Annotated in this window: 23 protein-coding genes and 3 tRNA genes; 11 read left to right on the top strand and 15 right to left on the bottom strand. The window is 65.7% G+C overall.

Annotated elements, in window-relative coordinates; translation table 11 throughout:
* The first annotated feature begins 89 nt into the window (after nucleotides 1-89).
* The 10 genes from ABQ039_RS08495 (at nucleotide 90) to ABQ039_RS08450 (ending at nucleotide 6269) form a co-directional block, all read left to right on the top strand.
* On the top strand, nucleotides 90-716 hold the full coding sequence (locus tag ABQ039_RS08495) for a glycine cleavage system protein R (RefSeq protein WP_002813792.1): 627 nt from the start codon (nucleotides 90-92) through the stop codon (nucleotides 714-716).
* A 13-nt stretch (nucleotides 717-729) separates the two neighbouring features.
* A complete protein-coding gene (locus ABQ039_RS08490) occupies nucleotides 730-1080 on the top strand; it encodes a ribonuclease E inhibitor RraB (RefSeq protein ID WP_039515997.1) in 351 nt (116 codons plus the stop codon).
* Nucleotides 1081-1117: 37 nt separating this feature from the next.
* Entirely contained in the window at nucleotides 1118-1600 is a 483-nt protein-coding gene (locus tag ABQ039_RS08485) for a peroxiredoxin (protein WP_039520813.1), read from the top strand.
* A gap of 82 nt (nucleotides 1601-1682) precedes the next feature.
* On the top strand, nucleotides 1683-3080 hold the full coding sequence (locus tag ABQ039_RS08480) for a PhoH family protein (protein WP_016904785.1): 1398 nt from the start codon (nucleotides 1683-1685) through the stop codon (nucleotides 3078-3080).
* Complete coding sequence (locus ABQ039_RS08475) at nucleotides 3080-3562, top strand: hypothetical protein (RefSeq protein ID WP_167708808.1); 483 nt, start codon at nucleotides 3080-3082, stop codon at nucleotides 3560-3562. Before ABQ039_RS08480 ends, ABQ039_RS08475 begins: the two co-directional genes overlap by 1 nt.
* A gap of 6 nt (nucleotides 3563-3568) precedes the next feature.
* Nucleotides 3569-4240, top strand: coding sequence for a YoaK family protein (locus ABQ039_RS08470; RefSeq protein ID WP_184610592.1), 672 nt, complete (start codon nucleotides 3569-3571; stop codon nucleotides 4238-4240).
* A 37-nt stretch (nucleotides 4241-4277) separates the two neighbouring features.
* Nucleotides 4278-5087 carry a bifunctional hydroxymethylpyrimidine kinase/phosphomethylpyrimidine kinase gene (thiD, locus tag ABQ039_RS08465; protein WP_054591120.1) on the top strand — a complete coding sequence of 270 codons (810 nt, stop codon included), beginning with the start codon at nucleotides 4278-4280 and terminating at the stop codon, nucleotides 5085-5087.
* Nucleotides 5084-5965 carry an alpha/beta fold hydrolase gene (locus ABQ039_RS08460; protein ID WP_184610594.1) on the top strand — a complete coding sequence of 294 codons (882 nt, stop codon included), beginning with the start codon at nucleotides 5084-5086 and terminating at the stop codon, nucleotides 5963-5965. The genes thiD and ABQ039_RS08460 overlap by 4 nt, the downstream gene beginning before the upstream one ends.
* A 40-nt stretch (nucleotides 5966-6005) precedes the next feature.
* A tRNA-Arg gene (locus tag ABQ039_RS08455) sits at nucleotides 6006-6082 on the top strand.
* A gap of 110 nt (nucleotides 6083-6192) precedes the next feature.
* Nucleotides 6193-6269: transfer RNA gene (locus tag ABQ039_RS08450), tRNA-Arg, on the top strand.
* A 146-nt stretch (nucleotides 6270-6415) separates the two neighbouring features.
* On the opposite strand, the gene ABQ039_RS08445 is transcribed toward ABQ039_RS08450, so the two are convergent.
* Both ABQ039_RS08445 and ABQ039_RS08440 read right to left on the bottom strand, forming a co-directional pair.
* Nucleotides 6416-7411 carry a DedA family protein/thiosulfate sulfurtransferase GlpE gene (locus tag ABQ039_RS08445; RefSeq protein ID WP_024940830.1) on the bottom strand — a complete coding sequence of 332 codons (996 nt, stop codon included), beginning with the start codon at nucleotides 7409-7411 and terminating at the stop codon, nucleotides 6416-6418.
* Nucleotides 7412-7455: 44 nt separating this feature from the next.
* Nucleotides 7456-8400, bottom strand: coding sequence for a LysR substrate-binding domain-containing protein (locus ABQ039_RS08440; protein WP_065032317.1), 945 nt, complete (start codon nucleotides 8398-8400; stop codon nucleotides 7456-7458).
* 134 nt (nucleotides 8401-8534) lie between these two features.
* Here ABQ039_RS08440 and ABQ039_RS08435 point away from each other — a divergent pair, with 134 nt between their 5' ends.
* Nucleotides 8535-9236 (top strand): pirin family protein, encoded by a 702-nt coding sequence (locus tag ABQ039_RS08435; RefSeq protein ID WP_054591122.1) that lies wholly within the window; start codon nucleotides 8535-8537, stop codon nucleotides 9234-9236.
* Nucleotides 9237-9413: 177 nt separating this feature from the next.
* Here the strand turns inward: ABQ039_RS08435 and ABQ039_RS08430 are convergent, their stop codons facing one another.
* The 13 genes from ABQ039_RS08430 to folP form a co-directional block, all read right to left on the bottom strand.
* The gene (locus ABQ039_RS08430) at nucleotides 9414-11381 is read right to left on the bottom strand and encodes a PAS domain-containing protein (protein WP_349777927.1); all 1968 of its coding nucleotides are present in this window, start codon (nucleotides 11379-11381) and stop codon (nucleotides 9414-9416) included.
* Between the two features lie 236 nt (nucleotides 11382-11617).
* A tRNA-Ser gene (locus ABQ039_RS08425) sits at nucleotides 11618-11710 on the bottom strand.
* A gap of 83 nt (nucleotides 11711-11793) precedes the next feature.
* A complete protein-coding gene (csrA, locus tag ABQ039_RS08420; protein ID WP_024939585.1) occupies nucleotides 11794-12006 on the bottom strand; it encodes a carbon storage regulator CsrA in 213 nt (70 codons plus the stop codon).
* Between the two features lie 138 nt (nucleotides 12007-12144).
* On the bottom strand, nucleotides 12145-14793 hold the full coding sequence (gene alaS, locus ABQ039_RS08415) for an alanine--tRNA ligase (RefSeq protein ID WP_349777866.1): 2649 nt from the start codon (nucleotides 14791-14793) through the stop codon (nucleotides 12145-12147).
* A 101-nt stretch (nucleotides 14794-14894) separates the two neighbouring features.
* Nucleotides 14895-15383 carry a recombination regulator RecX gene (recX, locus tag ABQ039_RS08410; RefSeq protein ID WP_349777867.1) on the bottom strand — a complete coding sequence of 163 codons (489 nt, stop codon included), beginning with the start codon at nucleotides 15381-15383 and terminating at the stop codon, nucleotides 14895-14897.
* A 275-nt stretch (nucleotides 15384-15658) separates the two neighbouring features.
* Nucleotides 15659-16693 (bottom strand): recombinase RecA, encoded by a 1035-nt coding sequence (recA, locus tag ABQ039_RS08405; protein ID WP_016904265.1) that lies wholly within the window; start codon nucleotides 16691-16693, stop codon nucleotides 15659-15661.
* A gap of 172 nt (nucleotides 16694-16865) precedes the next feature.
* Nucleotides 16866-17513, bottom strand: a complete 648-nt coding sequence (gene lexA / locus ABQ039_RS08400) for a transcriptional repressor LexA (RefSeq protein ID WP_024939582.1) — start codon at nucleotides 17511-17513, stop codon at nucleotides 16866-16868.
* A 92-nt stretch (nucleotides 17514-17605) separates the two neighbouring features.
* Nucleotides 17606-19282 (bottom strand): 2-polyprenylphenol 6-hydroxylase, encoded by a 1677-nt coding sequence (gene ubiB / locus ABQ039_RS08395; RefSeq protein WP_054591131.1) that lies wholly within the window; start codon nucleotides 19280-19282, stop codon nucleotides 17606-17608.
* Between the two features lie 757 nt (nucleotides 19283-20039).
* Nucleotides 20040-20534, bottom strand: a complete 495-nt coding sequence (locus ABQ039_RS08390) for a CinA family protein (protein WP_039515969.1) — start codon at nucleotides 20532-20534, stop codon at nucleotides 20040-20042.
* A gap of 336 nt (nucleotides 20535-20870) precedes the next feature.
* Nucleotides 20871-22190 carry a ribosome rescue GTPase HflX gene (gene hflX, locus ABQ039_RS08385; protein WP_024939578.1) on the bottom strand — a complete coding sequence of 440 codons (1320 nt, stop codon included), beginning with the start codon at nucleotides 22188-22190 and terminating at the stop codon, nucleotides 20871-20873.
* Between the two features lie 11 nt (nucleotides 22191-22201).
* Nucleotides 22202-22480, bottom strand: coding sequence for an RNA chaperone Hfq (gene hfq / locus ABQ039_RS08380; RefSeq protein ID WP_005915027.1), 279 nt, complete (start codon nucleotides 22478-22480; stop codon nucleotides 22202-22204).
* Nucleotides 22481-22557: 77 nt separating this feature from the next.
* Nucleotides 22558-23541: a tRNA (adenosine(37)-N6)-dimethylallyltransferase MiaA gene (gene miaA / locus ABQ039_RS08375; protein ID WP_349777928.1), complete on the bottom strand. Its 984-nt coding sequence runs from the start codon at nucleotides 23539-23541 to the stop codon at nucleotides 22558-22560.
* Complete coding sequence (gene folP, locus ABQ039_RS08370; protein WP_167762707.1) at nucleotides 23541-24443, bottom strand: dihydropteroate synthase; 903 nt, start codon at nucleotides 24441-24443, stop codon at nucleotides 23541-23543. The genes miaA and folP overlap by 1 nt, the downstream gene beginning before the upstream one ends.
* Between the last annotated feature and the right edge of the window lie 47 nt (nucleotides 24444-24490).

The raw sequence follows: 24490 nt of genomic DNA, 5'->3' as shown, positions 1-24490 counted from the left end.
TCTGCTGCTCTTACGTGACAGGAAAGGCCCGCGCGCACGCGGGTTGTGGCCGCCTGCATGTTACTTGCGGCGCGAAACCACGGGCAAGTATGCTGGTCACCGCCAGGGCGCCTGCCCGGGCGGCCATTCAGCCTGATGCAATGCCGGAAGCCCCTTTGACCGACTCGACTCCCCGGCCTTCGCCGACCGAAAACCACCTCCTGATCAACGCCTATACGACGCATCCGGAGTCCCCCCTGTTGCCCGTCACCCGCCGCATCGCCGACAGCGGCTGCAATCTCGTGGACGCCCGCCTGGCCACGGTGGGGCGCGATGTCTCGGTCACCGCCCTGGCCACCGGCTCCTGGGATTCGGTCGCCAAGCTCGAAGCGATGCTGACCCGGCTCGAGCGCGAGGAAGGCCTGAAGCTGGTGTGGTACCGCACCGGCCCCAAGCAGACCCAGTCCAACCTGCTGCCCTACATCGTCGAAGTCATCGCCGCCGACAAGCCGGGCATCCTGTTCCAGCTGGCCGATTTCTTCGACCGCCAGGGCATCACCATCGAGAACCTGCAGAGCACGCGCTACCGCGCCATGCAGACCGGCGCGGAGATGTTCTCGGCGCAGGTGACCATCGGCGTGCCGGCCAACATGCACATCGCCGCGTTGCGCGATGATTTCCTGGAATTCTGTGATCACCTCAATCTCGACGCGATCATGGACCCGATGAAGTTCTGAGGCAGACGTTCCGATGGCCATTGCCCTTTCCGCCCTGAAACAGATGTTCGAGCACATCCGCTCCGAGACCGACTGGAATCTCGACGGGCCGTTGCGCTGGGAATATTTCTTCGCCGACCCGGCGCAGCAACCGCTGCAACACCTCGCCGAGCAACTGACCCGGGACGGCTATCGGGTCATCGACATCTTCCTCGGCGAACGCGACGAAGACGATGGCGACGACGAAGAGTCCTACTTCCTGCACGTGGACAAGCTGGAGCAGCACACCATCGAGTCGCTGAATCAGCGCAATGCGCAGTTCGATGCGCTTGCCAAACGTTTCCACGTGGCTGCTTATGATGGGATGGACGTCGGCCCGGCTTGACCGCGCCGCACGCCCCTCCACTTAGGGCTGAGCAACGATGACCGACGCTGTATTCGAACTACCCGCTGCAAGCTTCGACCTGCCACTGTCGCTGTCCGGCGGCACCCAGACCACGCTGCGTGGCTACGCCGGCAAGTGGGTGGTGCTGTACTTCTACCCGAAGGACAGCACGCCCGGCTGCACCACCGAAGGCCTGGATTTCAACGCGCTGCTGCCGCAGTTCACCCAGGCCGGCGCGGTCGTGCTGGGCGTTTCGCGCGACTCGGTGAAGTCGCACGACAATTTCTGCGCCAAGCAGGGATTTACCTTCCCGCTGGTCAGCGATGGCGACGAGGCCCTGTGCCGCGCCTTCGACGTGATCAAGGAAAAGAACATGTACGGCAAGCAGGTGCTCGGCATCGAGCGCAGCACCTTCCTGCTGTCGCCCGAAGGGGTGGTGGTGCAGGCCTGGCGCAAGGTCAAGGTCGCCGGCCACGCCGACGCCGTGCTGGCCGCGTTGAAGGCGCACGCCAGACAGTGACGCCCCCTGGTTTCCCGTGTCCTCCATCACCCTGCCCTGCAGGCGTGATGGCTCGCCCCTGCTCCATCACTTGGAAGACCCAATGACCCGAGGCAAGCGCATCTACGTGCTGGACACCAACGTGCTGATGCACGATCCCACCGCGCTGTTCAAATTCGAGGAACACGACGTGTTCCTGCCGATGCAGGTGATCGAGGAACTCGACAACGCCAAGAAGGGCACGTCCGAAGTCAGCCGCAATGCGCGCCAGGTCAGCCGCTTCCTGGACGAATTGCTGGAGAACACGAATGCCGAGCAGATCCAGGCCGGCATCCTGCTCAGCCATCCGCAGGGTATCCAGCTCAAGGGCCAGGCGGCGATCGGCCGGCTGTATTTCCAGATCCATCCGATCGACCCGGGCCGCACCTTCGGCGCGATGATCCCGGACAACAAGATCCTGGCCTCGGTGCTGGCGCTGTGCGAGGAGCATCCGGATGTGCCGGTCATTCTGGTGTCCAAGGACATCAACCTGCGCATCAAGGCCTATATCAGCGGCCTGAACGCGGAGGACTACCAGAACGATCGCGCGCTGGACGATTTCAGCCTGCTGTTCACCGGCGCCATCGAGCTGCCGGACAACTTCTGGGAAAAGCACAATCAGGACCTGCGCAGCTGGAACGAGCGTGGCCGCACCCATTACGAGATCGTGCTGGCCGAGGACGAAGACTGGTATCCGAACCAGTACCTGTACCTGCCGGGCGAGGACGAAGTGGAGCTGCGCGTGGCCAAGGTCGGCGGCGGCAAGGCCACGCTGTGCCTGGTCGACGATTTCCGCAGCGGCCAGCATGCGGTCTGGGGCATCGTGGCGCGCAACCGCGAGCAGAACTTCGCGCTCAATGCCTTGATGGACCCGGAAATCGACTTCGTCACCCTGCTCGGCACCGCCGGCACCGGCAAGACCCTGCTCGCCCTGGCCGCCGGCCTGGCGCAGACGATGGATCAGCAGCGTTACCGCGAAATCATCATGACCCGCGCCACCGTCAGCGTCGGCGAAGACATCGGCTTCCTGCCCGGCACCGAGGAAGAAAAGATGACGCCGTGGATGGGCGCACTGACCGACAACCTGGAAGTGCTCACCCACAACCAGGACGGCGGTGCCTGGGGGCGTGCGGCCACCAACGACCTGCTCGCCAGCCGCATCAAGATCCGCTCGATGAACTTCATGCGCGGGCGCACCTTCCTGTCGCGCTACCTGATCCTGGACGAGGCGCAGAACCTCACCCCCAAGCAGATGAAGACACTGATCACCCGTGCCGGCCCCGGCACCAAGATCGTGTGCCTGGGCAATGTCGAACAGATCGACACGCCCTACCTCACCGAAACCACCTCCGGCCTGACCTATGCGGTGGATCGCTTCAAGGCCTGGCCGCACAGCGCGCATATCACGCTGCGGCGCGGCGAGCGTTCGCGCCTGGCCGATTTCGCCTCGGAGGTGCTGTGATGCGCAGGCTGCGCGGCGCAGCGGCGCTCGCCGTGATGGCACTGGCCGGCTGCGCGACCACGCCGCCGCCAGCGAGCGTACCGACCAACCTCAAGAACGGGCAGTCCTGGGTCATCAACCGCCAGGGCATCGCCGAGCAGGTGCTGGACACCTGCTCGCGCGACAGCCCGGCGCGGCATCCGGGCCAGATCACCGGCTACTGGACACCGAGCCAGCAGCAGATCGAACAGCTCGAATCCCGGCAGGACGCATTGACGCCGACCATCCCCGAGCCGCGCGATTTCGATCGCCAGTATGTGGGCGTGGTGGTCCAGGGCCAGCAGCTGATCTACATCAACGCCTTCAAACTCCCGAACGATCCGCCGGTGAAACCGGCCAAGGAAGCGATCCGGGTGTGCGATGGCGGTAGCGCCTTCTGGGGTGCGCTGTACGATCCGCAAACCGGCGCGTTCTCGCAGATCGCCGTCAACGGTACGCCCTGACCCGCGATGGGCCTGCTGCTGCCGCGCTGGGTCTGGATCGGCGCGGTAGCGTTGTCGGGCGTGGCCGGCATGGTCAACGTGGTCGGCTACCTGGGCTCCGAGCATCAGGTGGTGAGCCACCTCACCGGCACCACCAGCCTGCTCGGCGTGGCCCTGGTGCAGAACAGCGCACCGGAGATCGGCTTTCTCTGGGGCATCCTGATCGCCTTCTGCGCAGGCGCCATGCTCAGCGGCCTGATCATCCAGGACGATGTCTTGCGGCTGGGACAGCGCTACGGTGCGGCGCTGCTGCTCGAAGCGCTGCTGCTGCTGGCCGCAATCCCGCTGTTCAAGCTGCACCATGTCGGCGGCGCGTTGGTCGCCGCAGGCGCCTGCGGCCTGCAGAACGCCATGGCCACCACCCTCAGCGGCGCCGCGGTCCGCACCACCCATCTGAGCGGCATGTTCACCGACCTGGGCATCGGCCTGGGGCATCTGCTGCGCGGGCGCCCGCTGCAGGTGCGCCGGCTCACGCTGAGCGGGCTGATCATCGGCGGCTTTCTCGGCGGCAGCATGCTCGGCACCTGGCTGTTCCAGCGCTGGCACTACGACGCGCTCTACCTGCCGGCGGGCCTGACCGGAGTGACCGGTGCCGGCTATATTGGCAATCTGCAGTGGCGTCGCTGGCGCACGCGCTGATCCGCACATCCGCCAGACAGCAGTGCAGAATCCCCCCATGACCACGTCCAGCACGCTGTCCGCCCTGACCATCGCCGGCTCCGATTCCGGCGGTGGTGCCGGCATCCAGGCCGACCTCAAGACCTTTGCCGCGCACCGCGTGCACGGCTTGTCGGCGATCGCCGCATTGACCGCGCAGAACACCCGCGCCGTCACTGCCGTGCATATCCCCCCGGTCGCGTTTCTGCGGGCGCAGATCGATGCCTGCTTTGCGGACTTCGAAATTCAGGCAGTCAAGCTCGGCATGCTCGCCAACGCCGAGGTCATCCATTGCGTGGCCGATCTGCTCGAAACCCATCGCCCACCGTTCGTGGTGCTCGACCCGGTGATGGTGTCCACCAGTGGCGCCCGCCTGCTCGAAGACGCCGCGCTGGAGGCCCTGCGCGCGCGTCTACTGCCGCTGGCCACGCTGATCACACCGAATACGCCCGAAGCCGAACTGCTGACCGGACGCCGCATCGACGATGCCGACGCCGCCGAGCATGCCACCGCCGCCCTGCTCGAACTCGGCGCCAACGCGGTACTGCTCAAGGGCGGTCACCTGCACGAGGGCGCGCGGGTGATCGACCGTTTCGATGACGGTGTCACCCAGGACGTGTTCATGCATCCGCGCCTGCAGGTCGATGCGCATGGCACCGGCTGCAGCCTGTCGGCGGCCATTGCCGCGCAGCTGTGCCAGGGCCTGTCCCTGCTCAACGCCTGCGAAGCAGCCATCGACTACATCGCCCGCGCCATCCGCCTGGGCCACAGCCCCGGTCACGGCGAGGTGCTGGTGCTGGACCATTTCGGCGCCGCGTCCAGCCCATGAGCGTGCAGGCCAGCGCGCTCGCCGTGACCGCAGCGGATGGACATGCCTGGCAGGTGCTGCGCCACGCACCGGCGCGGCCGATCGCCAGCCTGCTGTGGCTGCCGGCACTGGGCGTTGCCGCCCGGCACTATCAGCCGTTCGCGCACGCCCTGGCCGGCGCCGGCATTGCGGTGTATCTGCACGAGTGGCGCGGCAACGGCAGCAGCACCCTGCGCCCCTCGCGCGAGCACGACTGGGGCTATCGCACGCTGCTTTCCGACGATATCCCCGCCAGCCGCGCGCTGCTCGACCTGCATGACCCGCAGCTGCCGTGCGTGCTGGGCGGTCATAGCCTGGGCGGCCAACTGGCTTGCTGCCATGCCGCGTTGCAGCCGGCACGGATTGCGCAGCTGTGGCTGGTCGCCAGCGGCTCGCCGTACTGGCGCAATTTCCCGGTGCCGATGCGCTACGGCCTGCCGCTGATCTTCCGGCTGCTGCCATGGCTGGCACGCACGCAAGGCGTGCTGCACGGGCGAAGGCTCGGTTTCGGCGGCACCGAGGCGCGCAGCCTGATCGCCGATTGGGCGCAGGTCGGTCGCAGCAATCGCTATCGTGCGGCAGGCACATCGTGGGATCTCGAGCAGGCGTTGGGCCAACTCGACATGCCGATCAGCGCAGTGACCTTCGCACGCGACCGCTTCGGCCCGCCCGGCGCCTTGCAGGCCTTGCTGCAGAAAATGCCGCAGGCACGTGCCGAACGTGTTGCCTTGGACGATGCGCAACTGGGCGCGCGCAGCGATCACTTCGCATGGATGAAGACGCCTGCCGCCGTGGCCGCCGCGTTGCGCCGGCGTCTTGGCGATGAGGGTAGCGACAATCGAATGTCACAAAGGGATTGACGAGGACTCCGGGCATCCGCATAATTCCGCTCCTGACGACGCGCCCGTAGCTCAGTTGGATAGAGTACCTGGCTACGAACCAGGCGGTCGGGAGTTCGAATCTCTCCGGGCGCACCATCTTCAGAACAATTAAGAGACAGCCTTCAACCGCTGTCTTTTTAGTTACAAGGGTCCGATCGCATTGCGACGGATCTGCAAGTTGGAAATGCAAGTCAAAACAAGATAATGCGCCCGTAGCTCAGTTGGATAGAGTACCTGGCTACGAACCAGGCGGTCGGGAGTTCGAATCTCTCCGGGCGCACCAATCTTGAAGAAAACGACCAGCTTGCTGGTCTTTTTTTTGCCTGTTGTTCGAGCGCATGGCGTGGCCGCGCTGTTACCACGCAGCGAACGCGACGCAGCAACTGCCAAAGACCAGCACGCCCGCCGCAGGACATCGCGTCACTGCGGTCAGGCCATCGCGCCCAGCACATCATCGGTACGGGCAACCACCGCCACCGGCAGCAGCGAGGTCACCGGATGCCCGGCGTCGCGCCATGCATCCAGCCCACCCAGCAACGGCCGCACGTCGCCATATCCGCGCTCGCGCATCCGACCGGCCAACCACGCCGCCGACACCTCGTCCGGACACGCGCAATAAATCACCACACTGCGATCGCGCGGCACGCTGGCCAGGATCTGCGCAAGCTGACGCTCGTCGGCAAACACCGCGCCGGGAATCGTGTACGGCTGCAGATCGCGATGGCCCGGCGCACGGATATCCAATACCGTCGGCCGTAGCGCTTCGTCGCCATCCAGCAACGGCACCAGTTCGTCCACCGCAATACGCGCGTGCTCCAGCGAGCGCAGCAAGGCATGCCGCCGCCACCAACGCCAGCCGACGTAGCAGGCCAGCAACACGGCCAGCACCACCACCGCACCGGAGCCCAGATCGGACAGCAACGCGAGCACGTCCTGGACCTGATGCGCGAACAGCGCGCCCAGGCTCAGCCCGACGAACGCCCACAGCGACGCACCCAGGGCGTCGTAGCGCAGGAATGCCGCCGGGCGCACCCGCATCGCACCGGCCATCGGCACCGAGACCATCGACAGACCGGGCACGAACTTGGCCACCGCCAATACCCGCACACCCCAGCGCGAGAAGAACCGCTCGGTCTTCTTCATGCAGGTATCGCGCGACAGCGACAGCCGGCACAGCGACTGCAGGGTGCGGTTGCCGAAACGGCGGCCTGCCAGATACCAGGCCAGGTCACCGAGCAGACTTGCCAGCACCGACACAGCCAACGCCAGCAATCCGGCCAGCCAGGCGTCGCTGCCGCCCTGCAGCGCGTAGCCGGCACCGACCAGCACCAGGGTCGGCAGGGCCGGCACCGGCAGGCCCAGCGACAACGCCAGCACGTTGGCAAAGACCAGCGCCAATCCGTACTGTTCGATCAAGCCTTGCATGCGGCGACCCTGCGCGACGGCGAGGGCCCATTATCCGCCCTTCCTCACACGCGCGGCTGCCCGCCGGCGACGGAACGATACGTTTCGGCAAGCGACTGCAACCAGCCATCGAACAGTCCATCGCGGCGCAGTGCGCGCCGCCACCAGCCCAATGCCTCGCCCTCCTCGCCCGGCCGCCACGCCAGGTAGAAGGTTTCATCAGGTTTATGGGTTTCCACCTGCAGCGCGCGCAGCCGGCCGTCCTGCAGCGCGCCGCGCGCATACGGCTCGGGCAGAAAACCGTAGCCGGCGCCGGCCAGTTGTAGCTGCAGCTTGGCCTGCATGTCCGGCACGGTGAGCACATCGCGCGCGGAGAGCAGGCCCACCGTGCGTGGCAGCAGACGCCGCGCCGAATCCGCCACCGCGATCGCACGGTGTTCGGCCAGCTCGGCCGCGCCCAGCAGGCCGGCGCCCGCCAGCGGATGCGTGGAGGCCACCGCGAACACGAAGCCCAGCGTGCCAATCGTCTCGGCGACATAGCCGCCACCGCTCGGCCCCTCGCCCGCCGCCACGATCAGGTCCACGCGCCGATCCAGCAGCGCCTCCCAGCTGCCGGACAAGGATTCGCTCACCACGCGCAGGCGGGTGCTGTCGGCCACCGTGTAGAAGTCCAGGATCTGCGCCTGCAGCAAGGCCACCGGCAGGATCGCATCCAGCCCGATCGCAAAGTCCGACTCCCAGCCCGAGGCCACCCGCCGCACCCGCACCTCCAGCTCCTGCGCGGCCCGCAGCAGCTGCCGCCCTTCGCGCAGCAGTTCGCGCCCGGCCTGGGTCGGTGTCGCCTTCGGCCCGACCCGCTCGAACAGCTGCACGCCCAGATCGTCCTCCAGCTTGGAGACCGTGTAGGAAATCGTCGACGGCACCTTGAACAACACCTTGGCCGCGGCCGCGAACGAGCCGCGGCGGTCGATCGCATCCAGGATCTGCAGTGCTTCCAGGCTGATCTTCATTGTTCGATTTTTTCGATGATAGCGGCCAAATCTACTCGCTTTTTGGCGCCGGCGCGGAGGTAGAGACTAGCCATCAAGCCGCCGGGACACCGATTCATTTCCTGGCGACACCAACCCTTTCAAGGAGAAGCAGCATGTTGAATGTCCGCAAGAGCGAAACCCGTGGCCGCGCCGAACATGGCTGGCTGTCCTCGCGCCATACCTTCTCCTTCGCCAGTTACCACGACCCGCGCCACATGGGCATCGGCCCGCTGCGGGTGATCAACGAAGACAAGGTGATCCCGGGCGAAGGCTTCGGCACCCACGCCCACCGCGACATGGAGATCATTTCCTACGTGCTGGGCGGCGCGCTGGAGCACAAGGACAGCATGGGCACCGGCTCGGTCCTGCACTACGGCGATGTGCAGCGCATGAGCGCCGGCAGCGGCGTCACCCACAGCGAGTTCAATCACTCCGCCAGCGAACCGGTGCACTTCCTGCAGATCTGGGTGATGCCCGAGCGCAGCGGCATCGAGCCCAGCTACGAGGAGAAGCATTTCGATGCCGACAGCAAGCGCAACCAGCTGCGCCTGATCGCCTCGCCCGGCGGTGAGCACGGCTCGCTGCGCCTGCACCAGGACGCGCGCCTGTATGCCTCGATCCTCGATGGCGAGGTGCGTCTGCAGCAGCCACTGGCCGAGGGCCGCATCGGCTACGTCCAGGTGGCGCGCGGCAGCCTGAGCGTCAATGGCCAGGCGCTGTCGGCCGGCGATGCGTTGCAGATCACCGACGAGCCGGAGATCGTGCTGGCCGATGCACGCGATGCGGAAGTGCTGGTGTTCGATCTGCCGAGGTAAGCGCCACCAGCTCAGCGCACGGCGTGCCGCAGACCAGGCGGCACGCCGCGCACTGGGGATCGGCCGATATCAAAAAGCCCGCTTCCGGCGGGCTTTTTTGTGCTCAGGCACCTCTGCTTGCAGGGCAGCTGCGACGACGCCGCGCATCGACAATCCCGCGCAGCACTCTGCGCGGGATCATGCCGCCTGCGGCTTGACAGGCCTGACAAGCGACTTGCTCGCGGGTTCGCTGCGCACGGCAGCCGCCTCCGCCGCGCCATCGCTGTCGCCATTGACTAGCGCAAACAGCGCATCGGCATCGGCTTCCAGCACACGCGCCGAGCGCGCCAGATCGTCGACCATCTGCGCCTGGTCGCGCGCCTGCACACCGATCGATTGCAGCGCGGTGTTGGCGGTGGAAATGTCCCGCGCCTGCTCCTGACTGGCAGCGGCAATCTGCTCCACGGTCGCGGTGACCCGCAGCACCGAGCTGACCATGTCCTGCATCACCGCCCCGGCCTGCTCGGCCAGGCGCGAACCATCGCCCACCTGGTCGGCTGCATTGTCGATCAAGCCGCGAATTTCCTTCGCCGAGACACTGCAGCGCTGCGCCAGGCTGCGCACCTCGGTCGCCACCACGGCAAATCCACGCCCCTGCTCGCCAGCGTGTGCCGCTTCCACGGCCGCATTCAAGGCCAGGATATTGGTCTGGAACGCGATGCCGTCGATCACCTCGATGATTTGGCCGATACGATCGGTAGCCGAGCGTATGCCGGCCGTGGTCTTGACCATGTCGGCGATGACGGTAGCGCCGCGTCGGGCAACATCGGCCGATGCCTCGGCCATGCGCTGCGCCGAGCCGGCACTGTCGGAATTGCTGCGTACGGTCTCTGCCAGCTGATCAATGGTGGTCGAGGTCTGCGCCACGGCTGCCGACTGCGTTGACGAGCGGCTCACCAGGTCCTGGTTGCTGACCGAAATATGGTGCGCCTCGCGCTGCACGTTCTGCGCAATGCTCATGGTCTGCTGCATCAACTGACGCATGCGCTCGGCCGAGCGCACCTGATCGGTGACATCGGTGGCGTACTTGACCACCTTGTACGGACGACCGGACACATCCAGGATCGGGTTATAGGACGCCTGGATCCACACCGGACTGCCGTCCTTGCGCAGCCGACGGTAGCGGCCCGCATCGAATTGCCCACGCGCCAGCTTCGCCCAGAAATGCCGATAGTCTTCGGAGGCACCGTAGTTCGCGTCCACGAAGATGCGGTGATGCTGGCCGATCGCCTCCTCGGCGGAGTACCCCAAAATGGCCAGGAAGTTGTCGTTGGCACTCAACACGCGCCCTTCCAGATCGAACTCGATCACGCCCATCACCTTGTCGATGGCCTGGATGCGACCATCGGCGTCGGCCGAATCGATCACCTGACGGGTCACGTCGGTGGCGTACTTGACCACCTTGTACGGCCGCCCGTGCTCGTCGAGCACCGGGTTGTAGGACGCCTGGATCCACACCTCGCTGCCGTCCTTGTTGAGGCGCTTGTAGCGCCCCGCGTCGAACGCGCCGCGCCCCAGCTTCTCCCAGAACGCGCGATAGGCCGCCGACTGACGCGTTTGCGCGTCCACGAACATGCCATGGTGCTTGCCGCGAATCTCATCGAGCCGGTAGCCCATCACCGCAAGGAAATTCTCGTTGGCATCGCGCACCGTGCCATCCAGCGAAAACTCAATGACCGCCATGACCTTGTCGATCGCATCGATGCGGCCCTCGAAGTCGGCGGTCTGGCGCACCTGCGTGGTGATGTCGGTGGCGTACTTGACCACCCGATAGGCCTTGCCTGCACGATCCAGCAACGGATTGTAGGAAGCGTTGATCCATACCTCGCGCCCGTTCTTGTCCAGCCGGCAGAATCGCCCGGCGTTGAAGTCGCCACGACGCAGCGCCTGCCAGAACTGCTGATAGCTTTCGCTGTCGCGGTCGCTGGGGGTCACGAACATGCGGTGATGCTGACCGACAACTTCGTCGAGCCGGTAGCCCATCAGCGACAGGAAATTCTGGTTCGCATGCAGGATGCGGCCATCAAGATCGAACTCGATCACCGCCATCACCCGGTCCACCGCATCGGCCTTGTGCTGCAGCCCACGGCTCCGGGAAGAAAACAGGCGTCCAAGCAGAGGCGGTAGGCGCATCGGGGTGAGATCCGAGAGAGGTGTCACAGCCTTAGCGACCCGTGCCCGGCTTACTTGAATCGCTGCATGCAGCGCGTTCGTGGCAATTCAGATGCTGAGGCCGGCACAGCCACCAGCGTGGCGCCAGCGATGCCACTGCAGACCGTCACTGACCTGCCGGCACAAATGAAAACGCCCGCAAATCAGGGATTTGCGGGCGTTTGAAACACTGGCGGAGCGAGAGGGATTCGAACCCTCGATAGAGCTTTTGACCCTATACTCCCTTAGCAGGGGAGCCCCTTCAGCCGCTCGGGCATCGCTCCAGTTTTTGCGTCCTGCCGCGGTGTCCGTTGCAGGCCGCGAAGAATACCGGGTAAGAGGGGCTAACGTAAACCCTTTATGACGATCAATTCGAAGAATCGTCGCCCTGATGCGCACCGGAAGCGACCGGCTCATCCCCACGCTGGATCCGCTGATAGATTTCCTCGCGGTGTACAGCAACATCTTTCGGTGCGGTGATGCCGATACGCACCTGATTGCCCTTGACGCCGAGTACGGTCACAGTGACCGAGTCGCCGATCATCAAGGTTTCGCCTACCCGGCGAGTGAGGATCAACATTTTGCAAATCTCCTGGAACCGGTGGGTTTCCCACCAGCATCGGCGGCCGACTGACGAGGCGCGCCCTAGGTAAAGGGAATAGACCGGAAATGGTAGCGGGACACCCTGCCAAGCAGCAAGGCATACCAGGACAAGTGTTCAGCCCAAGTGTTGCTTGACCCAGGAGGGCACGCCTTCCAGCGCGGTCGCAAGGGCGGGACCATCCTCGCCACCACCCTGGGCGAGATCCGGACGACCACCGCCCTTGCCTCCGATCTGACTGGCGATATGCCCGAGGAGTTCCCCCGCCTTCACCTTGCCAGTTGGGCTGCCGTTCACGCCGGCAACGAGCGCAACCTTGCCGCCAGCCGCGCCTGCCAACACGATGACCGAATCGCCCAACTGCTGCTTGAGGCGATCCATCGCATCGCGCAACGCCTTGGCATCGAAGCCCTCCAGACGCACGGCGACCACCTTGACGCCTGCCACATCGACCGCGCTGGAACCCAGGTCTGCAGTTGCGCCGGAGGCCAGCTTGGCCTTGAGCGACTCCAGCTCACGCTCGAGCCGCTTCTGACGTTCGGTGAGCGCGCGAACCTTGTCGACCACCTCGGTGGCATTGCCGCCGAGCAGGCTGGCTGCCTCGAGCAGACGTCGTTCCTCATCGGCGACATGGTCCAGCGCGCCCTGCCCGGTCACCGCCTCGATGCGACGCACACCCGAGGACACACCGCCCTCGGAGGTGATCTTGAACAAGCCGATGTCGCCGGTGCGGGTGACATGGGTGCCGCCGCAGAGCTCGGTGGAATAGCCGCCCATCTTCAACACACGCACGTTCTCGCCGTACTTTTCACCGAACAGCGCCATCGCGCCGAAATCCAGCGCCTCCTGCATGGCCATGTTGTGCACTTCCACGCTGTGGTTGGTGCGCACCTCGGCGTTGACCTTGCGTTCGATCACGGCGAGCTCTTCGGGCGTGATCGGCTGGAAGTGCGAGAAGTCGAACCGCAAGCGGTCCGGTGCAACCAGCGAGCCCTTCTGCTGCACGTGGGTGCCCAGCACCTCGCGCAGGGCCGCATGCAGCAGATGCGTGGCCGAGTGGTTGAGGATGGTCTTGCCGCGACGCTGCACGTCGATGCCGCCTGCCAGCACATCGCCCAATGCCAGCGCACCCTCGGTAATGCGCCCGACATGGCCATGGAACTGGCCGGCAAACTTTTGGGTGTCAGCGATCTCGATGGAGACATCGCTACCGCTCAGCTGGCCGCTATCGCCGACCTGACCACCGGACTCGGCATAGAACGGCGTGCGGTCGGTGAACACGATGACCTCGTCGCCGGCTTCGGCACGTTCGACCGGCCTGCCCTGCTTGAGCAACGCCACGACCTTGAGTGCATCGGCATCGTAGGCCTCGTAACCCAGAAACACCGTCGGCGACATGGTGGCGACCAGATCGGCCGGCAATGCGACGCCGCCACCGAACTTGCCGGCGGCACGCGCGGTCTCGCGCTGACGCTCCATGGCGAACTCGAAGCCCTCCATGTCCACGCGCAAGCCGCGCTCGCGTGCGATGTCGGAGGTCAGATCGACCGGGAACCCGTAGGTATCGAAAAGGCGGAACGCATCGGCGCCGGGAATCACTTCCTGCGAGCGCGCAGCAACGTCGTCGAAGATCTTCATGCCGGCGTCCAGCGTCTCGGCAAAGCGCTCTTCCTCGGCCAGCAACGCGCGCGCGACGGTCTCCCGCGCGACCACCAGTTCGGGATAGGCCTCGCCCATCAGCTCGACCAGGGTCGGCACCATCTTGCTGAAGAACGGCTGGCGTACCCCCAGCATCCAGCCGTGGCGCAGCGCACGCCGGATGATCCGGCGCAGCACATAGCCGCGGCCTTCGTTGGACGGCAGCACACCGTCGACGATCAGGAACGAACAGGCGCGGATGTGATCGGCGATCACCCGCAGCGACTTGTTCTCCAGATCGGTGACGCCGGTCAGCGCGCTGGCCTTGCCGATCAAGGCCTGGAACAGATCGATCTCGTAGTTGGTATGCACGTGCTGCAGGATCGCAGCCAGGCGCTCCAGGCCCATGCCGGTGTCCACGCACGGCGCCGGCAGCGGCACCAGGGTGCCATCGGGCTGGCGGTCGAACTGCATGAAGACCAGGTTCCAGATCTCAATGAAGCGGTCGCCATCTTCATCCGGGGAGCCCGGGGGGCCACCGGCGATATGGTCGCCGTGGTCGAAGAAGATCTCGGTGCACGGACCACACGGGCCGGTATCGGCCATCTGCCAGAAGTTGTCCGACGCGTACGGCGCACCCTTGTTGTCGCCGATGCGCACGATGCGGCTTTCCGGAATGCCGATCATGTCGCGCCACAGCGCGAAGGCTTCTTCGTCGGTGTGATAGACGGTGACCAGCAGCCGCTCCGCCGGCAGCTTCCAGACCTGGGTCAGCAGCTCCCAGGCCCAGCTGATGGCGTCCTTCTTGAAGTAATCGCCGAACGACCAGTTGCCCAGCATCTCGAAGAAGGTGTGATGGCGCGCGGTGTAGCCCACCGAATCCAGATCGTTGTGCTTGCCGCCGGCACGCAGGCAGCGCTGTACGTCGGCCGCGCGCACGTAGCTACGCTTCTCCGCGCCGAGGAAGACGTCCTTGAACTGGACCATGCCGGAGTTGGTGAACAGCAAGGTCGGGTCGTTGCCCGGCACCAGCGGCGCGGATGGCACGATGGTGTGGCCCTTCCCCTCGAAGAACGCGAGGAAGTCACTACGGATCTGGGAAGTGCTGAATTTGGCGGATGCGTTCATGTGCTGGCATTGGGCGGGCGGCAGTCCCGGTCACCCAATGAGATGTGGGCGCAGATGAGCGGAACAACCTGAAAACACGAAGGGTAGCAGGCCTGACGCCCTCAGTCCTCAAGGTCGAAGCGCGTGGCGCTGCGAATGCTGTTGCCATCGAAACCACGCCGTGCCAGCAGATCGGCGGCCTTGCGCCGCTGCGGGAGATCGGTAGGCCCTTCCTCGCCGAAGCGACGGCGGATCAGGTCGCGCGCGTTTTCGGTCCAGTCGCCCTCAAACGTCGCTATTGCGGCGCTGATGGCATCGCTGTCCAGGCCGTGGGTTCCGAGCTCGGCGCGAATATGCAGTGGACCGTAGCCCGAACCTGCACGATTGCGTACGACCGAGGCCGCAAAACGGGTGTCGTCCTGCCACCCCTCCTCAGCCAGGCGCTCCACGGCCGCCTGTGCAGCGTCCGGCTCGATACCGCGCGCCAGCAGCTTGCGATTCAATTCCTTGCGCGAATGCTCACGCCGCACCAGCAATCCCAGTGCGCGTTGTACCGGCGTCTGCTCCTTGAACCGGCGTCCCCGCTTTGGCGCGGGCTGTTGCTCGTCCATCGTGGGTGTCCCGAGTACCAAAACCACACAGCATCAATGCGCCGTCCGTGGCGCCTGCCCTCCTGGCCTTCAATAGATCTACCGCGGGAAGCGACGGCACTGACTCCGCCGTCCCCGCGATAGAAAACCTGCCACAGCCGTCAGTGCTGCCGTTCTGCCATCAGGCGGACGCGGCCGGTAGGCAGAACCGGGGTGGCCCCACGCGGACGTCCCGGTTCGCGCTGCTGCCGAGACACCTGCCTGATGACGGCTGGGCTCGCACTGCCTGGCTGCTGTTATTCCTTCTCGACGTCGTCGCCGGCTTCGCGCGGCGCTTCGGCCGGCTGGAACTTCTCACGCAGCTCGGCTTCCAGCCGCACTGCAACCTGCGGGTTGTCGCGCAGATAGCCACGCGCGTTGTCCTTGCCCTGCCCGATGCGTTCTTCGCCGTAGCTGTACCAGGCGCCGGCCTTCTCGACCAGCTTGGCTTCCACGCCCATGTCGATCAGCTCACCCTCGCGGCTGATGCCTTCGCCGTAGAGGATTTCGGTCACGACCTGCTTGAACGGAGGCGCCAGCTTGTTCTTGACCACCTTGATCTTGGTCTGGTTGCCGATGATTTCGTCGCCCTTCTTGATCGCGCCGATGCGACGGATGTCCAGACGGACCGATGCGTAGAACTTCAGCGCATTGCCGCCGGTGGTCACTTCCGGGCTCTGGCCCGGCATCATTACGCCGATCTTGTGGCGCAGCTGGTTGATGAAGACCACCAGCGTGTTGGAACGCTTGATATTGCCGGTCAGCTTGCGCAGCGCCTGGCTCATCAGGCGGGCCTGCAGGCCCGGCAGCTGGTCACCCATTTCGCCTTCGATTTCCGCCTTCGGAGTCAGCGCGGCGACCGAGTCGACCACCACGATGTCCACCGAACCGGAACGCACCAGCATGTCGGCGATTTCCAGCGCCTGTTCGCCGGTGTCCGGCTGCGACAGCAGCAGGTCGTCGACATTGACGCCCAGCTTGGCGGCGTAGATCGGGTCCAGCGCATGCTCGGCGTCGATGAAGGCAGCGGTGCCTCCCTTCTTCTGGCATTCGGCAATCGCCTGCAGGGTCAGGGTGGTCTTGCCCGACGATTCCGGACCATAGATCTCCACCACGCGGCCCTTGGGCAGGCCGCCGATCCCCAGTGCGATGTCCAACATCAGCGAGCCGGTCGGAATGACTTCGACGGCCTCGATCACACGGTCGCCCATGCGCATCACCGAGCCTTTGCCGAATTGCTTCTCGATCTGGCTCAGTGCGGCGGAAAGGGCGCGCTTCTTGTTCTCATCCATCTGGGTGATCCTTGTCAGTGATTTCGGTGTAGGGCTAATGTAACGGCGGTGTATCGCACAGGCTGAGACTGGCTGCGACACACTCAGATTAGGGAGGTGGCCATGGCGATGGCAGCGGGAAATCCTGCGGCACCGGCTCGGGATAACGCCAGTGGGGCCATCGGCGCAGTACTCAACGATTCGGCCTCAACAGCCCGCAGTACAGGCCCTCGATCGCGAAATCCTGATCTGGCAACACTTCGATCGGCGCGTAGTCCGGGTTGCGCGGCAGCAGGCGGATGCGGTCCTTGCCGATCTTCAACAGCTTGACCGTGATCTCCTCATCGATGCGCGCCACCACGATCTGCCCCGAGCGCGCGTCGCGGGTGCGGTGCACCCCGATCAGGTCGCCGTTGAAGATGCCTTCGTCGCGCATCGAGTCGCCCTGCACCTTGAGCAGATAGTCCGGCGACGGCGAGAAGAACACCCGGTCCAGCACCACGAAGTCGTCCGAGCCGATATCCGCGCCAATCGGCAGGCCTGCCGCCACGCGTCCCAGCACCGGCAGGCGCAGCACATCATCGCGCACCGGCTCGTTTGCAGCGGCAGGCGGGGTGCGCGACTGGGCGCCCTGCCCGGCCAGACGGATGCCGCGGGCCTGGCCGGGCACGCGACGGATCGCACCGGCCTGCTCCAATGCCTCCAGATGGTATTGCGCGCCGCGCACACCCTTGAAGCCGAAGGCGCGCGCGATCTCGGTCTGCGAGGGCGGTACGCCGTCGGCATCGATGCGCTCGGCGATCAAGGCCAGGATTGCTTGCTGGGTATCGGTCAGGTCCATGGTTAGTAGTATTACTACTAACTGACTCCTGCGCAATAGCCGCGCCGTGCGCCATGCGCAGTCCGGCAATCGGGGGGCAGCATGTGCCGCGTCTAGCGTCGGCTGCGCCAGATGGAGAACAGGATCCAGACGCCGCACAGGGCTGCACCGATGAACCCGCCGACGCCCAACGCGAGCAGCCAGCGGCTGGCACTGCCCCCGACACTGTTCATGACGATCGACGAGCCGATCACCAGCGCGGCAGTCACGATCCCCATGGTGAGCCGGTTGGCCGCGCGATCGACCTGCTCGCCGAACTCGCGCAATGCACGCGTTTCGATCTGCAGTTGCAGCTTGCCGCGCCGCGCGGCCTGCAGCAGCCGTTTGAGGTCGCGCGGCAGATCGCCGATCAGGTCGATCGCGCCGGTCACGGTGCGACGGCTGCGCCGCAGCATTGCGCTGGGCGCATAACGCTGCAGCACCACGCGTTCGAGATACGGGCGCGCCTCGGTGGCCATGTCGAAATCCGGATCGAGCTGGCGTCCCATGCCTTCGAGCGTCAGAAACGCCTTGATCATCAACGCCAGATCCGACGGCAGGGTCAGCCCGTGATCACGCAGGATCGAGGTCACATCGCCCAGCATCGCGCCGATGCGCAGCTCCTTCAGCGGCACCCCGCGGTACTCGTCGACGAAGGCACCGATATCCTGCTGCAGCCGCGACTCATCGATTTCCAGGCTGGTACCGGCCCATTCCAGCAGTACGTCGATGACCGCTTCGGCGTCGTAGCTGACCATGCCATGCAGCAATTGTGCGACCTGGAAGCGGCGCTGCTCGGAAACGCGTCCGACCATGCCGAAATCGATGACGGCGATGCGCCCGTCGCGCAGATAGAAAATGTTGCCCGGATGCGGGTCGGCGTGAAAGCAGCCATCCTGCAGCACCATCTTCAACACGATCCCGGCGCCAGTGCGTGCGAGCGCCTTGCGGTCCAGGCCGGCCGCATCCACGGCGACCAGATCCCGCCCCGGGATGCCGTCGATGAATTCCTGCACGTTGAGCGATTCGCAGGTCCACTGCCAATAGACAGACGGCACCACCACCTGGGGGTCGTTGACGAAATTGGCTGCGATGCGCTCGGCATTGCGGCACTCGGCGGCGAAATCGAGTTCACGCCGCAGGGAGACGGTGAACTGCTGCACCACCTCGGCGGGGCGATAGCGCTTGAGATCGGGGGCACGCGTTTCCACGATTTCCGCCAGGCGCGCCAACAGGCGCAGATCCGCATCGATGACATCGCCAATGCCGGGGCGGCGGATCTTCAATACCACCGGCGTGCCATCGGCCAGCCAGGCGCGATGCGTCTGCGCCAGCGATGCCGCAGCCAGAGGCTGTTCGTCCAGGCGTGCGAACACGCTTTCCGGCTCCGCGCCCAGGGCTGCGACCAGTTGCGGGCGGATCTGTTCGAACGGCAGCGCAGGCACCGCGTTCTGCAGCTCACTCAGTTCCTCGATCCACTCCGGCGGCAGCAGGTCCACACGCGTGGCCAGCACCTGCCCCAGCTTGACGAAGGTCGGCCCGAGTTCCTCGAGCGCGCGCCGCACCCGCGTCGCGGCGGACATGCGCAGGCGGCCCTCGGCGTTATGCCAGTGCAGCAGCTTGCCGGCACGTTCGAGCACGTCGGCAAGCCCGATGCGCCGCACCACATCGCCGAATCCGTAACGGATCAGCACCGCGGCGATTTCCTGCAGCCGCCCCAGGTCCCGAACGGTACCGAGCGCTTCCCACATCAGCACACCGCCTGCGATCGCGCTGCGGCAACAGGACAAATGGCGTTAACGTGCATCGCTGCATGTGTGCCGTCGCTGCGCGCACCCATTGAGCATGCACGACCACGCGCAACCGCCAGGGCGGCATGATCGCTTGCGCACACGATGGCGCACCGAGCGGCCGCCTCCGGCATCGGTTGCCTGCAGGATGCGCGCAGGCCATCGGGCAACACCGGGACATCGCCAGCAAATCGGCACGGTACGGACAAAAACAACGCATGAGCAAACAGCGGAAGCATCGGCATGCGGGTTGAAGACGGGACCTTGTTTGTAGCCGATCTGCACCAGCCTGTCGCGTCATGGACGTTTGCCGGCTTAGCCGAGGTTGCGCCTACGCTTGCATCCTGGTGGCTTGGCAATGGCGTACCCAGGTCTTCGAGCCTTCATCCCGTAAGCGCAAGGTCACCCCATACGTGCGCGGCGCGCCTAGACAATCACGACTGCCGGGCAGCAGCGGATCGCGACCAAACGCAGCATCCGTGTAGCTGAGCCCGCCCTGCCGCATCGGGCCTGGGATGACGCCCTGCCGCAGCAGTTCGGTATCGATGCCGCGCGACACCTCGCTGGGAATGGCACCCACCAGAAGCTGGTTGCGAGGAAATGACTGCGCTGAAAGTCGCTGAAGTCCTGGTAGAACAGCGCGGCATTGAGCAGACGGTTGTCACCTAGCCAGCTGGCCCTGGCGCCGAGCTCGTAGCGATCGACGGATTCGCCGGAATTAGAGCAGTGCGCTCAAGCCCTGCAGCGCGGCAACCACGGTCTGACGCCGCACTGCATCGCGATCACCAGCGAACTGGAACAACTGCGCAGTGGCATAGCCGCCGCGCCGCTTCCAGCCGATCCATACCGTGCCGACCGGCTTGTCCTCACTGCCGCCACCCGGGCCGGCGATGCCGGTCACCGCCACCGCGATGCTCGCACCGGAATTGACCAGCGCGCCCGACACCATTTCGATCACCGTTTCGCGGCTGACCGCACCATGCACTTCCAGCGTCTGCGGCCGCACGCCCAGCAAGGCCTGCTTGGCCTCGTAGCTGTAGGCGGCCATGCCGCAATCGAACCAGTGCGAGGATCCCGCCACATCGGTGACTGCCTTGGCGATCCAGCCACCGGTGCAGCTCTCGGCAGTGACCAGGCGCTCGCGCGCGGCAAGCAGCTGCTGACCGAGGCGTTCGGCCAGCTGCTGCAGTTCGGAATCGGCGGACATGGACATGGGCACGGCGCATGAAGAAGCAACCGACGTTTTAGCCGAATTCGCCGCGCCTGTCTGCGCTGGCGCCCAATCCGCGCCAGCGACGACGTGGCCGAGGTTCAGTGGCGGTGTGCAGCCGATGGCAACGGGCATCGGCTGCGCTGGTAACCGGATCGCAAGGATATCGGCGGCTGGCGGACATTCTCACGCCTGCACGACTGCTGCAGACACGCATTCGGTCGCGCCAGCAACAGAACCCACCGTCACCCAGCGCGATCGCCACACCGCCGGCAGATATCGGCCTGCCCCGACAACGGCGATCTGCACGGCTGGCACAAGCCGACCGTGCAGCGCCACTCACGACTCCCAGTCTTCGCGACGATCGGGCAGCATCGCCCGCAGTGGCGCACCGTCGTCGCCGGCAGCCAGGCGCTCGGCCTCGACCATCGGCAGGTCGACCTCCAGCAACCAGCCGTCCTCGTCGGACTGCTCGCCGCGCACCACTTCCAGTTGATGCAACTTCGAGCGCAGACGGCCGGCCGACGGCGGCAACCGCAGTTGCCCGGTCACATGGCGCAGGTCCAGTCGCTGCCCGAGCGCATGCTGCAATTCCTGCAGCCCGCGTCCGTCGCGCGCGGAGACCCACACGCGCTCTCGCCGCGCCTGGTCGGGAATGCCGTCCTGCGCATCGTGACGCACCTGCGCGCCTTCGATCTTGTCGATCTTGTTGAATACCAGCAGCTGCGGCAGATCGCCCGCACCCACCGCATGCAACACCTCATCGACCTGCTGGATGCGTTCCTCGCGCAGCGGGTCGGCCGCATCGACGATATGCAACAGCAGATCGGCGTCGCGCGCCTCGGACAAGGTCGAACGGAATGCGGCGACCAGTTGGTGCGGCAGGTCGCGCACGAAGCCGACCGTGTCGGCCAGGATCGCACTGCCGCCGGGCAGCGCGATGCGGCGCACGGTGGGATCGAGCGTGGCGAACAACTGGTCGGCCACGTAGGCCTCCGCACCGGTCAAGGCGTTGAACAGCGTGGATTTGCCGGCATTGGTGTAACCGACCAATGCAATCCGCGGCAGTTCGCTGCGCATGCGCGCCCGCCGCATCTGGGTGCGCTGCACCTCGACCTTTTCCAGCCGCTGCTGCAACTGCTCCACCCGCTTCTGCAGCAGGCGGCGGTCGGTTTCCAGCTGGGTTTCGCCAGGGCCGCGCAGGCCGATCGAGCCGCCGCGCTGACGTTCCAGGTGGGTCCAGCCGCGGACCAGCCGGGTGGCCATATGCCGCAACTGCGCCAGCTCCACCTGCAGCTTGCCCTCGTGGCTGCGTGCCCGTTGCGCGAAGATGTCCAGGATCAGGCCGGTGCGGTCGATCACGCGCCGCTCCAGATAGCGCTCCAGATTGCGCTCCTGGCCGGGCGACAAGGTGTGATTGACCAACACCAGATCCGCACCGGTGGCCTCGGCGGCGGCCTTGATCTCTTCCAGCTTGCCGCTGCCGATCAAGGTCGACGGGTTCGGTTTGTCGATGCGCGCGGTGAGCGTGGCCGCCACCGTGGCGCCCGCCGACTTGGCAAGGTCGGCGAACTCCTCCAGCACATCTTCTTCGGCAGGCCCACCGGAGTGGGTCTGAATCAACAACGCGTGTTCACCCTTGCGTGAGCGATCAAACACGCACTACTCCATTACTGCTCGACGTCGTCATCTTCCGCCTGGTTGCCTTCATTGGATTGCACATACCCACCACCCGGTCCCACGCGCACATTGCGCGCCGGCACGACCGTGGAGATGGCGTGCTTGTAGACCATCTGACTCACGGTATTACGCAGCAGGACCACGAACTGGTCGAACGACTCGATCGTGCCCTGCAGCTTGATGCCGTTGACCAGATACACAGAAACCGGCACCCGCTCGCGCCGCAGCGCGTTGAGGAATGGGTCCTGTAAAGATTGCCCCTTAGCCATCGAAAACTCCTCTTCATTATTGTTCTTATAGTCCCGGTCGACACCTGCCATCCCCAGCCGGCCCCGGAAACGGGATGTTACACGCCTGAAGTCTGCCGTACAGCGGGACGTTGGCCGAGGAAGCCGACAAGTGCACTTTCCAATCGTTGGCGGTCATGCTCCGGGTCGAACCAGCGCGCGTCGAGCTCGCCACGCAGCCAGGTGAGCTGCCGCTTGGCCAGTTGACGGGTGGCCTGCACCGCCTTGTCGCGAAAGTCGGCCAGGCGACCGGCCCCATCCAGGTACTCCCAAGCCTGGCGATACCCCACCGCGCGCACTGCGGGCAGATCCAGCGGCGCGGAGACTGCACGCAGTTGCGGCAGTGCCCGCAGACGTTCCACCTCGGCCAGGAAGTCCTGTGCCAGCATCGTGTCCAGGCGCTGTTCGATGCGTGCATGCAGCACCGCGCGCTCGCGCGGCGCCAGCACCACCTTCAGCACCCGCACCGGCAAGCGCGGGCCCAGCGGTAGCGCCTGCCAGTAGCTGATCGGCCTGCCGCTGATGCGGTAGACCTCCAGCGCACGCTGGATCCGCTGCGGATCGGTGGTATGGATGCGCGCCGCCGCGACCGGGTCGACGTTCGCCAGTTGTGCGTGCATCCGCGCCCAGCCAAGTTCCCCGGCTTCGGCTGCGATTGCCGCGCGCACCGCCGGATCGGCCTCGGGCAACTGCGACAGCCCTTCCAGCAAGGCGCGGAAGTACAGCCCGGTGCCGCCGGCCAGAATCGGCAGCTTGCCGCGCGCCACGATCTGCTCGATCGCCTGCCGCGCATCGCTGGCGAATTCCGCCGCCGAATAGATCTGCCAGGGCTCGCGCAGATCGATCAAGTGATGCGGCACTGTCGCGCGCATCGCCGCATCCGGCTTGGCCGCGCCGATGTCCAGGCCGCGATACACCAGCGCCGAATCGACACTGACGATCTCGCCGTTCCAGCGCTGCGCGGCGTCCAGTGCCAGCGCGGTCTTGCCGCTGGCGGTCGGCCCCATCAGCGCAATCGCCAGCGGGCGGCGGTCGGCCGGCATCAGTCCTCGTCCGGCCAGCGAATGCTCGGTGCCGCAGGCGCGCTCACGCGCGGCAGCGGAATCGCCGTCATCGCGCTCCACACCTTCAGGGCATCCACGGTGGCGGCCACATCATGCACCCGCAGCAACATCGCGCCGTGTTGGGCGGCGATCAGATGCGCGGCGACCGAGCCGTATACGCGCTCTGCGGCGAGCTGGTGCCCGGTCAACTCACCGATGCTGCGCTTGCGCGAGAGCCCCGCGAGCACCGGCAGACCGAACTCCTGCAGGCGCTGCAACTGCGCCAGCACGGTCAGATTGTGCGTGGTGGTCTTGTCGAAGCCGAACCCCGGGTCGAGGATCAAGCGGCGCTTGTCGATCCCGGCCATTTCGGCCGCGAAGATGCGCTCGGCCAGGAAGCGATGCACCTCGGCCACCACGTCGTCATAGTGCGGCGCGTCCTGCATCGCATGCGGCGCGCTGCGTGCATGCATCAACACCACCGGCACCCGCAATTCGGCTGCCGCATCCAGCGCCCCCGGCGAGCGCAGCGCATGCACGTCGTTGATCATGCCGGCGCCGGCTGCGACCGCCGCGCGCATCACCTCCGGCTTGTAGGTATCCACACTGATCGGGACAGTGGTCTGCTGCGCCAATGCCTGGATCACCGGGACCACGCGCTGCAGCTCTTCCTCCAGCGATACCGGCGTGGCACCGGGGCGGGTGGATTCGCCACCGATATCCAGCACCGCAGCGCCCTGCTCGACCAGCCTCAAACCATGCGCGATGGCGGCGTCGCAGCTGGCGTGCTGGCCGCCGTCGGAAAACGAATCCGGCGTGACATTGACGATTCCCATCACCTGCGGCGCATCCAGTCGCAGCGCGCGACCGGCGCAATCCAGCTTGAGGGCAGTATCGAACATCGGTGGTGTCTCCTTGGATGGTTGCGATCAGCGCCGCCGGGGCGAGG

This window comes from Xanthomonas sp. WHRI 6108 (genome assembly GCF_040202385.2).
GTDB classification, from domain to species: domain Bacteria; phylum Pseudomonadota; class Gammaproteobacteria; order Xanthomonadales; family Xanthomonadaceae; genus Xanthomonas; species Xanthomonas arboricola.
Note: the sequence above shows the minus strand (reverse complement) of the source record. Positions and strands in the feature narration are given on the sequence as shown.